18 protein-coding genes are annotated in these 14,335 nt (G+C 61.0%); all 18 read left to right on the top strand.

The genetic code is table 11. The annotated features are described in order from the left end of the window. Nucleotide 1 precedes the first annotated feature (1 nt). The gene (locus tag ACOYXH_RS05425) at nt 2-2,026 is read left to right on the top strand and encodes a phage terminase large subunit family protein (protein WP_460410329.1); all 2,025 of its coding nucleotides are present in this window, start codon (nt 2-4) and stop codon (nt 2,024-2,026) included. A gap of 1 nt (nt 2,027) precedes the next feature. After that, complete coding sequence (locus ACOYXH_RS05430) at nt 2,028-2,234, top strand: phage head-tail joining protein (protein ID WP_008087653.1); 207 nt, start codon at nt 2,028-2,030, stop codon at nt 2,232-2,234. Continuing rightward, nucleotides 2,234-3,715 carry a phage portal protein gene (locus ACOYXH_RS05435; RefSeq protein WP_460410330.1) on the top strand — a complete coding sequence of 494 codons (1,482 nt, stop codon included), beginning with the start codon at nt 2,234-2,236 and terminating at the stop codon, nt 3,713-3,715. The genes ACOYXH_RS05430 and ACOYXH_RS05435 overlap by 1 nt, the downstream gene beginning before the upstream one ends. Continuing rightward, on the top strand, nt 3,712-4,860 hold the full coding sequence (locus tag ACOYXH_RS05440) for a head maturation protease, ClpP-related (protein ID WP_460410331.1): 1,149 nt from the start codon (nt 3,712-3,714) through the stop codon (nt 4,858-4,860). The genes ACOYXH_RS05435 and ACOYXH_RS05440 overlap by 4 nt, the downstream gene beginning before the upstream one ends. A gap of 2 nt (nt 4,861-4,862) precedes the next feature. After that, nucleotides 4,863-5,207, top strand: coding sequence for a head decoration protein (locus ACOYXH_RS05445; RefSeq protein ID WP_460410332.1), 345 nt, complete (start codon nt 4,863-4,865; stop codon nt 5,205-5,207). A 61-nt stretch (nt 5,208-5,268) separates the two neighbouring features. Then, on the top strand, nt 5,269-6,264 hold the full coding sequence (locus ACOYXH_RS05450; RefSeq protein WP_460410334.1) for a major capsid protein: 996 nt from the start codon (nt 5,269-5,271) through the stop codon (nt 6,262-6,264). A gap of 2 nt (nt 6,265-6,266) precedes the next feature. Beyond that, entirely contained in the window at nt 6,267-6,587 is a 321-nt protein-coding gene (locus ACOYXH_RS05455) for a head-tail joining protein (RefSeq protein ID WP_460410335.1), read from the top strand. Beyond that, the gene (locus ACOYXH_RS05460) at nt 6,584-7,249 is read left to right on the top strand and encodes a hypothetical protein (RefSeq protein WP_116254766.1); all 666 of its coding nucleotides are present in this window, start codon (nt 6,584-6,586) and stop codon (nt 7,247-7,249) included. Before ACOYXH_RS05455 ends, ACOYXH_RS05460 begins: the two co-directional genes overlap by 4 nt. Continuing rightward, complete coding sequence (locus ACOYXH_RS05465; protein ID WP_460410336.1) at nt 7,242-7,754, top strand: hypothetical protein; 513 nt, start codon at nt 7,242-7,244, stop codon at nt 7,752-7,754. Before ACOYXH_RS05460 ends, ACOYXH_RS05465 begins: the two co-directional genes overlap by 8 nt. Beyond that, entirely contained in the window at nt 7,751-8,317 is a 567-nt protein-coding gene (locus ACOYXH_RS05470; RefSeq protein ID WP_460410337.1) for a phage baseplate assembly protein V, read from the top strand. The genes ACOYXH_RS05465 and ACOYXH_RS05470 overlap by 4 nt, the downstream gene beginning before the upstream one ends. A 54-nt stretch (nt 8,318-8,371) precedes the next feature. Continuing rightward, nucleotides 8,372-8,620: a hypothetical protein gene (locus ACOYXH_RS05475; RefSeq protein WP_460410338.1), complete on the top strand. Its 249-nt coding sequence runs from the start codon at nt 8,372-8,374 to the stop codon at nt 8,618-8,620. Nucleotides 8,621-8,625: 5 nt separating this feature from the next. Next, nucleotides 8,626-8,952 (top strand): GPW/gp25 family protein, encoded by a 327-nt coding sequence (locus ACOYXH_RS05480; protein WP_460410339.1) that lies wholly within the window; start codon nt 8,626-8,628, stop codon nt 8,950-8,952. Continuing rightward, nucleotides 8,949-9,830, top strand: coding sequence for a baseplate assembly protein (locus tag ACOYXH_RS05485; protein ID WP_460410340.1), 882 nt, complete (start codon nt 8,949-8,951; stop codon nt 9,828-9,830). The genes ACOYXH_RS05480 and ACOYXH_RS05485 overlap by 4 nt, the downstream gene beginning before the upstream one ends. A 1-nt stretch (nt 9,831) precedes the next feature. After that, on the top strand, nt 9,832-10,440 hold the full coding sequence (locus tag ACOYXH_RS05490; RefSeq protein ID WP_460410341.1) for a phage tail protein I: 609 nt from the start codon (nt 9,832-9,834) through the stop codon (nt 10,438-10,440). Continuing rightward, entirely contained in the window at nt 10,433-11,992 is a 1,560-nt protein-coding gene (locus ACOYXH_RS05495; RefSeq protein ID WP_460410342.1) for a phage tail-collar fiber domain-containing protein, read from the top strand. Before ACOYXH_RS05490 ends, ACOYXH_RS05495 begins: the two co-directional genes overlap by 8 nt. Nucleotides 11,993-12,002: 10 nt before the next feature. After that, a complete protein-coding gene (locus tag ACOYXH_RS05500; protein WP_460410343.1) occupies nt 12,003-12,545 on the top strand; it encodes a DUF4376 domain-containing protein in 543 nt (180 codons plus the stop codon). Between the two features lie 104 nt (nt 12,546-12,649). Next, nucleotides 12,650-13,816, top strand: coding sequence for a phage tail sheath subtilisin-like domain-containing protein (locus ACOYXH_RS05505; protein WP_460410344.1), 1,167 nt, complete (start codon nt 12,650-12,652; stop codon nt 13,814-13,816). 13 nt (nt 13,817-13,829) lie between these two features. Then, nucleotides 13,830-14,333, top strand: coding sequence for a phage major tail tube protein (locus ACOYXH_RS05510; RefSeq protein ID WP_101158507.1), 504 nt, complete (start codon nt 13,830-13,832; stop codon nt 14,331-14,333). Nucleotides 14,334-14,335: the final 2 nt, after the last annotated feature.

The following is a 14,335-nucleotide window of genomic DNA, read 5'->3' on the forward strand; positions in this document are numbered from 1 at the left end:
CATGCACACGGAATTTCCTGACGGTGCAGTGGTGTACCGTGAGGCATATTTCCGTGGACTGCGCCCCGACCCAGATCTCTGGATCGACGAATGGGCCGACGAGTACATGCGAATCCCGCGTGACACCGGCGCCCCTGAACCCGGCCAGTACCGCACCTCTCGAACACCTTATGCCCGCGAGCCAATGCGCTGCCTGTCGCCCGCTCACCCTTGCAGACGCGTGATCACCATGGTGGCCTCGCAGCTGATGAAAACGCAGATCGCCCTGAACTGGATGGGCGGCCTGATCCACATGGCACCGTCGAACATCCTAGCGCTGCTCCCCAGCCTTGGCCTGTCCAAGCGAGTGTCTGGGCGGATCAGCAAGACCATCAAGGCCACGCCCGTTCTGCGCGAACGGGTCGCGGCCACCCGCTCGCGGGACGCACGCAACACGATGGACACCAAGGAGTTCGAGGGCGGCTCGCTGTACGTCACCACGGCCGGTTCTGCGGCCAACCTTTCGGAGCTGTCGGCGCGTTATATCTACGGCGACGAAGTCGACCGTTGGGAGAATGACGTCGGCCAGGAGGGTGATCCCATCCGGCTGGCCGAGACGCGGGCGACCAACTTCGGCCGCAACGCCAAGATCTATTTTTCCAGCTCGCCAACGATCAAGGGCGCATCGCGAATTGCGGATCTGTTCGAGTCCAGCGACCAGCGCCACTACTACGTGCCGTGCCCCACCTGCGGCCATATGCAGGTGCTGGAATGGGAGCGGCTGCACTACAGCAAGGACCTCAGAACTGTGCATTACGAGTGCGCAGCACCTGAATGCGACGTGCTGATCGAGGAACACCACAAGAGCGACATGCTCGCCCGAGGCGAGTGGCGCGCTCACGCTGGTGGCGACGGCAAAACTGTTGGCTTTCATCTCAACGCGCTGTATTCGCCGACCGGCTGGATGGATTGGGCCGGCCTTGCCGAGGAGTTTGAAGACGCCAAGAAAGCTCAGGCTCAAGGCGACACGAGTCTGATGCAGGTGTTCTACAACACTCGTCTGGCTAAGGTCTGGGACAGCGCGCTCGAACAGACCAAGGCGGAAGTACTGATCGCTCGGGCGCGGCTGGAGAATTACACCCTCGGTACGATGCCGGCCGGTGTGCTGATGCTGACTGGTTCTGTCGACGTCCAAGCCAACCGCCTGGAAATGATGGTGATGGGCTTTGGTGTCGGCATGGAGCGCTGGGTGGTCGATCACCAGATCATCTGGGGCGATCCGGCAGACGACCGCACTTGGGCTGTGCTGGACGAGAAGCTCAAGGCTCGTTACCGGCATCCCTGCGGTGTCGGCCTGGCGATTCTCGCCGTCGGCGTCGACTCCGGCGGTCACCACACCGATGAAGTCTATCAGTTCTGCCGCGTTCGCCGCTGGCGCAACATCTTCGCCATCAAGGGCGCGAGCAAGCCGGGCCGACCGGTGATTGCACAGCGCCCGTCCATGGTCGACGTGACATGGAAGGGCCAGACCGAACGCAACGGCGCCGAGCTGTGGTTTGTCGGTACCGACACCGCCAAAGACTGGATCTACAACCGCTACCCGTTCCCGGACGGCCCCGGTTCGCTGCATTTTGCCAACGACCTGCCGGACGAGTTCTTCGCCCAGTGCGTCGCCGAACGCAAAGTCTTGCGCTACGTGCGGGGCCACAAGCGCATCGAATGGGTGAAGGGCAAGGCCGAGCGCAACGAAGCGCTCGACCTGATGGTGTACTGCCTTGCGATGGCGCATTACCTCGGCATCAACCGCTATCAGGAACACGATTGGGACCGGGTGCGACAAGCCCTGGCCCAGTCCGGATTGTTCGATGATGCCTTGAGCATCAAGCCAGTTCAGGGCGAGCGACTTGATGCTGAGCAAACACCGGCGCCCGCTGCTGTACGCCAAGCCCAACCCGCACCCCCACCTGCTGCACCGGTTACACAATCACGACCGGCAGCCCCCCCTCAACGCCGCAGCTCTGCCAGCGGCTATCTGAAGAGACGCTGATATGTCCTTTACAAAAAAGCACCTCGACGCGGTTGAGGCGGCCATTGCTCGCGGTGAGAAAACTGTGCGCTACACCGACCGCACCGTGGAATACCGCACGGTCGATGAACTGCTCAAGGCGCGTGAAGAAATACGCTCGTCACTTGCCAGCGCCGCCGGGCCACGCTCACGTGTGGTCCGGCTGTACCACGCAGGGAAGGGGGTCTGATGGCCCGACATTTCCCAACGCTGACCCGTAACGGATTTGTCCTGCCGTCCAACATCAAGGCCAGTTACGAAGGCGCTGGAGAAGGGCGACGCTCCACTGGCTGGGACGCTCCCGACAACGGGATCAACAGCATTAACACTCCCGCCTTGCGCAATCTGCGGTCGCGCTCGCGGGCGGCGGTTCGCAACGACCCCTACGCCTTCAACGTCATCGACAAGCGCGTCAGCAACCTGATCGGTACGGGCATCACCCCTCGGCCGACGACTGATGACGATGCGTTGCGCAAGTTATTGCAGGAGCTGTGGGGGGATTGGGTCGATGAGTCGGACGCGGATGATCGCACCGACTTCTACGGGCAGCAGGCGCTGGTGGCACGCACGGTTGAAACCTCGGGCGAGTGCTTTGTTCGGTTGCGGCCACGCGGTCTGGATGAAGGCTTGGCGGTTCCGCTGCAGCTGCAGATCCTCGCACCGGAATTCGTACCGCACGACAAATTCGAGAGCACCAAAAACGGTAATGTCATCCGCGCCGGCATCGAGTTCACCCCGGGCGGCAAGCGGGTGGCGTACTGGATGTACCTGTCGCATCCGCGTGATGCAGCCTCGCTGAACGCCGGCTACAACCAGCTGGTGCGCGTGCCTGCCACGCAGGTGCTGCACATCTTCGAACCGGTTGAGCCCGGCCAGTTGCGCGGTGTGCCGCGATTGTCGCCGGTGCTCAAACGCCTGCGCAGTCTGGACAACTACGACGACGCGGTGCTGTTCCGACAGGAAGTGGCCAACCTGTTCGCCGGTTTCATCAAGCGGCCGGCTCCGGAGTCGGGGCAACAACCCCGCGACCCCGTTACCGGCGCCTTGCTGGATCTGGACCGCGATGGCTTCACGCCGATGGTTGCGCTCGAACCCGGCACCATGCAGGAACTGGGGGCAGGCGAGGAGGTTGAGTTCTCCAAACCACCAGACGCGGGCAACAACTACCCGGACTTCATGCGGCAGCAATTGATGGCTGCAGCGGCGGGTAGCGGTACGCCTTACGAGATCCTCACTGGCGACATGCGCGGGATCAACGACCGAGCGCTGCGGGTGGTGCTCAACGAGTTTCGGCGCCGCCTGGAACAACTGCAATTCAGCGTGTACGTGCATCAACTCTGCCGCCCGGTACGGGCTGCGTGGATGGATATGGCGGTGCTGTCTGGTGTCCTGGTGCTGGACGATTACGCACAGAAACGCCGCCAGTACCTGCGTACCCGTTGGGTGCCACAAGGCTGGGCCTACATCCAGCCAGTACAGGACGTGCAGGCACGCCGGATGGAGGTACAGGCCGGGTTTTCCTCTCGCAGCGAGATGGTGCTGCGCACCGGTTACGACGCTGAAACGGTCGATCTTGAAAACGCCGCCGATCTGGCACGGGCCACAAAGCTGGGCCTCAACTACAACACCCTTGATGCCGTCGAAGACTCCGACGACAAGGAGCAACCATGAGCAAAACTGCGAAACCGCGTATTTACAACCGCGCCGGCAAACGTGTCGAGGTAAAGGACAAGACCTGGTATGCCGTCAATGCCAGCGGCGAAGCGACCGATCGAGTCATCGAAGTTTTCGTCTATGGCGAGATCGGTGCGTGGGGCATCACTGCGAATCAGTTCGTGCAGGATCTGCGTGCCATGGATGATGGCGTGTCACCAGTGGTGGCCGCGTTCAACAGTATCGGCGGTGACCTGTTCGATGGTCTGGCCATGCACAACGCGCTGTCGCGGCTGGGCGAACGCTGCACCGGTCGGATCGACGCGTTGGCAGCGAGTGCGGCCAGCGTGGCAGTGTGCGGTGCACACCGCGTAGTCATCGCTGCGAACGCCATGTTGATGATTCATAACCCCTACACCTATGCAGGCGGGGACGCTGAGGACTTTCGTCGGGTCGCTGATGTGCTGGATCAAACCTTGGAGGCGATCATTGCGGCCTATAAGGCCAAGGCGCCCGACATTGACGACGCGGAACTGCGGCGAATGGTTAATGCAGAAACCTGGCTGACTGCCAATGAAGCATTGGCTCTCGGTCTGGCTGACGAAGTCGGCGACGGCATCAAAGTCAAAGCATGCCTCGGGCAAGGCGCGGTGCTGCAGCGATACCAGCACGCTCCGGCTGAGCTGGTGGCGCAGCTCGACGAGCCACCTGAAGCGGATCCGGATCTTGAGCCTATCGATCCGCCGCAGGTACTGCCCGTAGTCGACTCGGCCAAGTTGGCGCTGCTGATCACTCAGCGCTGCACGGCGGCGGGCATCAGCAACCTGGTCGAGTCGCTGCTCTGTTCGACCCAGCTCGAAAGCGAAGAAACTGTTTTGGCCGGTCTGGCACGCGCCAAGGCGGTGAACGACCTCTGCGTGGCCGCGCGGCTGCCGGAATTCAGCGCCGAGTATGTCGCGGCAGGTCTGGACGAGGCGGCGGTGCGAGCGCGTCTGTTCGACAAGATTGTCACCAGTGGTAAGGGCTTCGAAATCGACAACAGTCTGCCGCTGGCGGATGACCCGGCGCCCAAGGTGCTGGCCAAACAACCTGACCCCAACTCGATTTGGGCTGCTCGCCAAGCGGCCCAGACAGGAACCGCGCGCGGCGCGAAAGGAGCATGAGCATGACCATCAAACAGGAACCGATGCACGCAGGTGAATTCCTGCTGTCCGAAGGCGCCGGCACCATTTCGCGTGAAGCGATCAACGTCGCGGCCGGTCCAGCGTTGTGGCCGGGACAAATCCTCGGGCTGGTGACAGCCTCCGGTGAATTCGCACCCTACGAACCGACTGCTGAGGACGGCACTGAAAACGCTGTCGCCATTCTTTACGGCCCGCTTGGCGAATCCGATGTGGTGCGTCGCGGTCGCGCCGTGGTGCGGTTGGCCGAGGTCAGCGAAGCACAGCTGACCGGCCTGGATCTGGCCGCCGAGAAAGCACTCGCCACTCATTTCGTGATCGTTCGCTAAGTCGATCCTTTTTTATATGCATCCCGCCGCGTGCGGGATTTTTCGTTTCTGGAGAGTACCTATGGCCGATATCGCCATTTTTGACGACGAAGCGTTTACCGTTACTTCGCTGACTGCTGCACTCAATGATCAACCTTACCTGCCAGGGCGCATCAGCGCCTTGGGACTGTTCCGTGAGGAAGGCATTACCACTCTGACCGTGCAGATTGAAAAAGACGGCGACACCCTGGCACTGGTGCCTGCTGGCGAGCGTGGTGGTTCTGGCCTGGTGGTTGCGGCCAGCAAGCGCACCCTTATCCCGTTCAACACCGTGCATCTGCCTGAGCGCTTCACCATCAAGGCCGATGAGATCCAAGGCATTCGCGCCTTCGGTACTCGCACTGAGTTGCAGGCGGTGCAGGATGTGGTCAATGCGCGCCTGGCTAAGGCGCGGCGTCAGTTGGACGCCACGCACGAATTCCAGCGTATGGGCGCACTGAACGGTCAGATCCTTGACGCCGATGGCAAGACCGTACTGCTGGATCTCTATGAACGCTTCGGTGTGCAGCGTCAGAAGTTGCCCATGGGCTTGGCAGACCCAAAAACAAAGCTGCGTGTTAAATGCGTTGAGGCGCTGGATATGCAGGAAGATGCTCTCGGCAGTGTGACCAGCACCGGCTCTCGCGCCTTTTGTGGCAAGACCTTTTGGAACAGCCTGATCGTCCATGATGCAGTCGAGAAAACGTATCTCAACAGTCAGCAAGCGGCAGCTTTGCGCGGCGACGCTCGGGAAAGTTTCGAATTCGGCGGCATCACCTGGGAGCGCTACCGTGGCAAGGTGGCCGGCGTGTCGTTCGTGCATGACGACAAGGCGCTTCTGATCCCTGAAGGCGTGCCGGATCTGTACATCTCGGTGTTTGCGCCGGCTGACTACATGGAAACCGTCAACACTCAGGGCATTCCGTACTACAGCATGATCGAGCCGCTGCCCTTCAACAAAGGCATGGCAGGTGAGGCGCAGTCCAACCCGCTGCACCTGTGCACTCGACCGCGCGCCCAGATCCTGCTGGAACTCTGACCGTGGGCTTTCGCGACCTGGTCGCCGAGGTCGACGCGGTGGTGTTCGAAACGCTGGGCGATACGGCGCGGATCGAGGGGCGCGAAGAGCCAGTGTTCGGCATGTTCGCCGCACCCTGGCTGCAACCCAAGTTCGGCAAGCTCAACACCGGGTTGCGCGAGCCTCGCTTCGAGATCCGCGTCAGCGATTCGCAAGGTCTGGAACAGGGCATGCTGGTTAGCGTTGACCTGCCTCCCTTGGATGGCGGCGGTGACTACGACCTGATTCAGCTCGAACCGAGCGGTGACGGCCTGGTCGCCCTGATTCTGAGGTTGCGCCCATGAGTGTCGGCAGCTATTTCAAACCCTCGGCCGGTGGCGGGATGATCTCCATCCAGTCATCGGCCGCAGACTTTCAGGCGTTCCAGGACTTTGCCAAGGTGGTACCGAAAGCGGCTGCTGCGGCGCATCGGCGCGCGATCAACAAGACGCTGGGATGGTTGCGCACGCACATCGCCCGAGCCGTCAGCCGGTCAGAGCGCATCGCTGTTGCGGCGGTGCGTCAGCGGTTGCGCAGCTATCCGGTTTCCGGCGGGGCTGCGAGCGGCAAACTGTGGTTCGGTTTGAATGCCATCGAGTCCAGCCGGATCGGCCGGGCGCGGCAAAGCGGCAGCGGCGTGTCAGTAGCGGGGCGGCGTTACCAAGGGGCTTTCCTCAAGAAGGTCTACGGCAACAAGCCCGACATCTGGATCCGAACGGCTAGCAAGCATTTTAACGCGGACGACTACCCCGACAGCACGGTGTCACCCGGTCGCGGTCCGAGTTCGGGTTGGGTTGCCGAAAACGGCAGTCGTTTCCCGTTGGCCAAGGCCAAGGTGTCGCTGGAGCAAGCCCGACCGCACTTTGAAAGCTGGGTAAAAAAAGCGGATGAGCGCCTGCTGGAGATCCTCAAGCAGGAACTCAACTTTGAGCTGCAGAAATACCTCAAGAGGATCGGCAATGTCTGACGAACCCTTCAGCCTGGACCAGCTTTATCGGGCGGTAGAACAGCATCTGCGCGCTCACCTTCCTGGAGTGCAAGCAGTCACGGCCTGGCCAAACATTGCAGATCGCGTGTTGCTGCCAGCGTTGTTCCTTGAGGTGGCGGAGATCGAGCCAGGTGCCGATATCGGCACCGGCGAAACTTCGCTGATCTTCAAGTTTGAAGCTCGCATCATCGTCGACCCGATCAAGCCGCACCATCATCAACAGGCCGTGCAATTAGCGACGCAGTTGGCGGTGCTGCTGCGTTCGCAGACGTGGGGGTTGGCAGTTGAACCCGCCGAGTTTGTGCAATCGCTGCAGGACTGGACCCAGCCGCACCTGGATGGATACACGGTGTGGCTGGTGGAGTGGACTCAGCAGGTTTATCTCGGCCTTGAGGAATGGCCGTGGTCGGACGAACCGCCGGGGTCGTTGGTGTTTGAAGCCGATCCGGGTGACGGGCAATTCAGGCCGGAGGATCTGCCGTGAGTTACGCAAGCGCGCAGCATGACCGCATGATCGCGGGTGCGGTAAAGGCTTGCTACGTGGTCGCGGTAGATCTGTCCGCTTCGCCGCCGGTATGTCGCGTGTCGGATGGCAGTGAATGGGTCAGCGCCTGGGTGCGGTGGCACAGCATCGCCGCCGGCAAGGCCAGGCACTGGCGGGCGCCGTCTTTGGGCGAGCAGGGCAGTTTGATCAGTCCCAGCGGTGACGTGTCACAAGGCACGTTTGTCCCGGGCTTGTATGGCAATGCCGGACCGCCGCCAGACAACCGCGACCATGTCGAGGTCTGGCGTTTCGATGATGGCGGCTCGCTGGTCTACGACTGGCAGGCCAAGAGCTACAGCATCACGCTCCCGAGCGGCACGGTCACCATCAAAGTGGCCAGCACGGAAGCGGTCGTGACCGATAGCGCGGTGAACGTGACCACCGGCAACATCAATTTGAAAGCGGCGGTGATGATCGACGGCGCGCTACACGTTACCAAGGGCATCACCAGCGCCGGCGCAATCATTGATGCCACCGGCAACAGCAATCACCACACGCATTAATTTCAACTCACCACAGCCCGCCCAGTGCGGGCTTTTTCATGCCTGGAGAACCACATGGCCAAGATCGATACGACCTCAACCGATGCGCAAACGCCCTCGGAACCGGCATTGTCATCCTCAACTTATTCATCGCCTGAGTCCTTGAAATTCCGCGACAAGCTCTACACGTCGCGACTGGTGATCGTGCCCGGTACTGACCGTTCCTATCCGGTGGAGAAGGCGACGGTCGTGGTGCCGGCCTCCGACATCGAGGCGGTCAAGTTCCTGAAAGCCAGTGAAGAATACGAGCCGTTCAAGGAGTGACATCGATGATCGGAATGGATCGCCAGACCGGCCTACCCATATCCGGCATCGAGCACCTGCGGCAATCCATTGCCGACATCCTGAGCACGCCGCTGGGCAGTCGCCGGCACCGCATGGAGTACGGCAGCAAGCTGCGGCGGTTTGTCGATTTGCCCGTTAACGAGGGCTGGAAAAGCGCCGTACAGGCTGAGGTCGCCTGCGCTTTGGGGCGCTGGGAGCCACGTTTGAGGCTCGACCAGGTGCGTGTCCTCTCCGTCATTGGTGGGCAAATCAATCTGCAAATCGTCGGGAAGTACCTGGGCGACGGCGTCACGTTGGAGGTGGCTGCATGAGTACCGTTGATCTGTCGTCGCTGCCGGCGCCGACCGTGCTGGAGCCTCTGGACTTCGAAGAGGTCTATCAGGATGGTTTAGGCGTCTTTCGTGGGTACATGGGTGGCAACTGGACGGCCGCGCTGGAAAGCGATCCCGTGGTCAAAGTGCTTGAGGTTGGGGCTTACAACAAGGTCGGCAACCGCGCCCGGGTCAATGACGCCGGCAAGGCGCTATTGCTGGCGCACGCCATTCGCGGCGACCTCGATCACTTGGGGGCCAACGTCAATCTGCAGCGCCTGGTCATTCAGGCCGAGGATCTGCTGGCGGTGCCGCCGGTGCCCAAGGTCATGGAGGACGATGACCCGTTTCGCGAGCGCATCCAGTTGGCCTATGAGGGCTTGACCACGGCCGGCCCGCGTAACAGCTACATCCTGCATGCACGCAATGCCTCAGGGTTGGTGGCAGATGCCACGGCTGAAAGTCCGAAGCCTTGTTACGTTACGGTCACGGTGCTGGGGTTGGACGGGGAAGGCGAAGCGCCGCCAGAGCTGCTGGCGGCGGTGGCCGCTGCGCTGGATGACGATGACGTTCGCCCGGTCGGTGATCGGGTGACTGTACAGAGTGCAGAGGTGATCCGTTACGAGATTGACGCCATTTTGCACATGGCCAGCGCCGGACCAGAAGCGGACGCCAGTTTGGCCGAAGCGAAAAGCCGATTGGCCAGTTGGATCAATCCACGCAAGCGGCTGGGTGTCGAGGTCGCACGCTCTGCTGTTGACGCTCAGTTGCACGTTGCCGGTGTTGCCCGGGTTGAGTTGGTCGGTTGGCAGGACTTGGCCCCGACCAAGGCGCAAGCGGCGTTCTGTACGCGCTACAGCGTGATGCTGGCGGGCTGATATGAAAAGTCTACTGCCGCTCAACAGCACGCAACTGGAACGTGCCATGGAGGCCGCGTTTTTCGAAAAGACGATTGTCCCACTGCGCGACCTCTACAACCCCGACACCTGCCCGGTGCACCTGCTGCCGCATCTGGCTTGGGCGTGGTCGGTCGATCGCTGGGATTACCGTTGGACTGAGGCGACCAAGCGCGCGGCCATCAAGGCGTCGTATTACATCCACAAACACAAGGGCACCATCGGCGCTCTGCGCCGCGTGGTCGAGCCGCTGGGCTATCTGATCGAGATTGTCGAGTGGTTCCAGACCGTGCCCGAAGGTGTGCCGGGCACCTTCGCGCTGAAGGTGGGCGTTCTCGATACCGGCATCACCGAGGAAATGTATCAGGAGCTAGATCGCCTGATTGACGACGCCAAGCCCGTCACACGGCAATTGACCGGGCTGGCGATCAGCCTGGAAACCCAAGGCAATTTAAACATCGCCGTATCCCTTAACGAGGGCGACGAAATCGACGTTTACCCACCCGTCATGCGTGACATCGAGGTCACCGGCAGCTTTGGCGTGGTCGGCCGCGAACACACCATAGACACCCTGGACGTTTATTATGATTGATGCGAATTCGCAGTTTTTCGCGATCCTCACGAACGTGGGGATGGCCAAGCAGGCGAACGCCGACGCGCTCGGTGTTCCCTGGCTGATCACGCAAATGGGCGTGGGGGATGCCAACCCGAACGGGCTGGCGGATCCGCCTAATCCGGTTCCGTCGGCCAGTCAAACAAAGTTGCTCAGCGAGTGGCGTCGCAAGCCGCTCAACCAACTGAAGATCGACCCGGTCAACCCGGCGGTGATCATCGCCGAACAGATCATCCCGGCCGATGAGGGCGGTAAGTGGATCCGCGAAATCGGCCTCTACGATGCGGACGGCGATCTGGTGGCGGTGGCCAACTGCGCGCCAAGCTTCAAGCCGCTGCTGTCGCAAGGCTCTGGGCGCACGCAAATCGTGCGGATGAACTTCATTGTCACCAGCACCGGCAACATTCAGCTCAAGATTGACCCAGCGATTGTTTTGGCCTCGCGTGCCTACGTCGACGCGGCCATTCTGGAGGTGCTCCCGAAGAACAAGGCGGCGGGCCAATACACTCGCGTCAAGGTCAACGATCGCGGGGTTTTCGTCTCCGGTGATAACCCGGAAACACTCGCCGGGATGGGTATCAAGGACACTTACACCAAGACCGAAATCGAGGCGATGATTGCCCAGGCCTCGGCCTTGCCTGTGGGTGCAACGGTCGCGTTTCCGCTGGACAAGGTGGCGCCGGGCTTTCTGGAGCTGGACGGCAGCGTTAAGAGCATTGCGGTCTATCCCGATTTGGCCGCGTTCCTCGGGACGGCCTTTAACAAGGGGGACGAGGGCGCCGGCAATTTCCGCCTACCGGAATCGCGCGGTGAGTTCCTACGTGGCTGGGATCATGGGCGCGGTGTTGATGCCGGTCGCCTGATTGGTAGCTGGCAGGCTGACGAGTTCAAGTCTCACGTTCACCAAGTCGATGCGCCGGCTAATCCGAATGGTTTTGGTCAAGACAAGGTCGCGCGGGGCAACCGTTCGGACAACAATGGAACGCCTGTAACCAGTGCGGCTGGTGGTAGTGAAACCCGGCCGCGAAACCTCGCGGTGATCTGGTGCATTAAGGCGTGGAACGCGCCCATCAATCAGGGAAACATCGACATTGCCGCGCTCGCCGCGCTGGCCACGCAGGCGACGGAAGTCAAGCTGGGGACGGCCAAGATCGCCACGCAAGCGCAGACCGATGCTGGCACCGATGACGCCACGATCGTGACCCCGAAAAAGCTCCGCTGGGGCTTTCAGATTCAAAAGGCCACTAATGGCTACATCGTTTTCCCGAGTTGGTTGGGGGGGCTGATCATTCAGTGGGGCACTGTTAATGGCACCGTTTCGGATATGTCGGCGCCATACCCAATCCAATTTCCAAACGGTTTGTTTCAAGTCGTCGTCAGCATGGCGGATAAAACGGGCGGCCAGGTTGGTGGCATAACTCTCTACGCGACTGCTGTTGGGACTGCGTCCAAAACAATGCTGACAGTTAGAAGCACTGGTACAGACGGCCAAGGTGCGTCTTCTGCTCGCTACATTGCTATTGGCCACTAACGGGTGAGTTATGAAATACGCTGTATTTAACGATGACTCGACGCTGCAAACCTGCTTGATTGAAGGCGTGCACCAAATTCCAGAGTCGGCTGTAAAGCTGAGTGAAAAGCAGTTTTTTCAGATCACCCAAGAAACTGATGGGGTCTGGAGTCTGGTTGAGGGTGGTATCGTCAAAGTGCCTTTTCCTACGCCTGTACCGAACTATCCGCAGTTGGTTGCGGCCGAGCGCTTCAAGCGCGAAGCGATCGGCGTCTATGTCGACGGCATGCAGATCGAGACGACGCGCGACAGCCAGTCGCTGATTGCCAGTACCGGGCTGTCTGCCGTCCTCGATCCTGAGTACCGCTGCAACTTCAAGACGGTCGGCGGCTTTGTCGAGATCGGTTCGGAGCAAATCATCGCGATCGCCAAGGCGGTTCGGGCGCACGTTCAAGCCTGCTTTGACCGCGAACTGACGCTGTTGCGCGCGATCAAGGCCGGCGAGTATCACGACGACATGCTGTCAGTAGGTTGGCCGGACTCTGCGCCGCCTGAGCCTGTAGAACTGCAATAGACGCCCCGGAATGACGGGGCGTTTTCTTTTCCGTTACGCGTAACACCAACACCCCACACAGCCTCGCTTAAGCGAGGCTTTTTCGTTTCTGGAGACTGACCCTTATGAGTTTTTTCCACGGCGTTACGACCACGTCGGTCGACACTGGCGCGCGCACGATCTCGCTGCCCTCGTCCTCGATTATCGGTCTGTGCGACACATTCACACCTGGCGTTCTCGGGGGCGGCACGGCGAAAGCGGGCGAGCTGAAGTTGATCACCACCGAGCGCGAAGCCATTGCCGCCTTCGGCGCTGACTCGGCGATCACCAAGGCGTGTCAGGCGATCTACGTCAAAGCCAAGGCGGTGATCGTCGCCATCGGCGTGCCCAAGCTGGAAGACGCGGCACTGCAAACCTCGGCGATCATCGGCGGCGTGCTGGCCTCGGGTCAGCGTACCGGCCTGCAGGCGCTGCTCGATGGCAAAAGCCTGTTCAACGCCCAGCCGCGATTGCTGATCGCGCCGGGTCACACCGCGACGCAGGCCGTGGCCACAGCGCTCGATAGCTTGGCGCAGAAACTGCGCGCCATTGGCATCATTGACGGCCCGGGCACGACCGACGAAGCCGCCATGGCCTACGCCGATAACTTTGGCAGTCGCAACCTGTTCATGGTCGACCCGGGCGTCAAGTACTGGGACACCATTACCAGTAAGACCGTCGACGCGCCGGGTTCGGCATGGGCGGCGGGCCTGTTCGCCTGGACGGATGCTGAGTACGGTTTCTGGGCCTCGCCATCGAACAAGGAGTTGACCGGCATCACCGGAACCGGTCGTGCGGTCGAGTACCTGGACGGCGACGAGACTTGCCGGGCCAACCTGCTCAACAACGCCAATATCACCACGATCATTCGCGATGACGGTTATCGCCTGTGGGGCAACCGCACGTTGTCGAGCGATCCGAAGTGGGCGTTTGTTACCCGCGTTCGCACGCTGTTCATCCTCATGGACGCGGTGCAGGCCGGGCACAAATGGGCGGTCGACCGCTCGATCACCAAAACCTACGTGACCGATGTCACCAACGGTCTGGATGCGTTCATGCGCGACCTTAAAGCCCAGGGCGCGATCATCAATTTTGAAGTGTTCCCCGACACCGAGCTGAACACGGCCAGCCAGATCGCCCAGGGCAAGGTGTATTGGCGTATCCGTTTCACCGACGTGCCGCCGGCAGAAAACCCGAATTTCCTTTTTGAAGTCACCGATCAGTGGATGACCGAAGTGCTTGAAGCAGCCTAAGGGGGCGTAGCAAATGATTCCTCAGACTTTGTACAACACCAACCTGTTCGTCGACGGCGTGAACTTCTCCGGCGACGTGCCCAGCCTGACGCTGCCCAAGCTGACCACCAAGACCGACGAATATCGTGGCGGCGGCATGGCTGGCCCCATCGATATGGATCAGGGGCTTGAAAAAATGGAAGCCTCGTTTGTCACCAAAGGCGTGCGCCGCGAGTCGCTGAAGTACTTCGGCCTGGCGGACGGCACGGCATTCAATGCCACATTCCGGGGTGCCTTCAAGGGCCAAAAGGGCGCGGTGACAGCGGTCGTTGCCACTCTGCGCGGTCGCCTCAAAGAGGTCGATCTGGGTGACTGGAAAGCCGGTGATGCGGCCGAGATCAAACACGCCGTTGCGGTCACGTACTACAAGCTCGAAATCGACGGGCGCCTGATGTACGAGATCGACATGGTCGCCGGCATTCAGGTGATCGACGGCAAAGACCAACTCCTCGAAGTGCGCCAGGCGCTCGGCCTGTAAGG

This window comes from Pseudomonas sp. Mb7 (assembly GCF_054790525.1).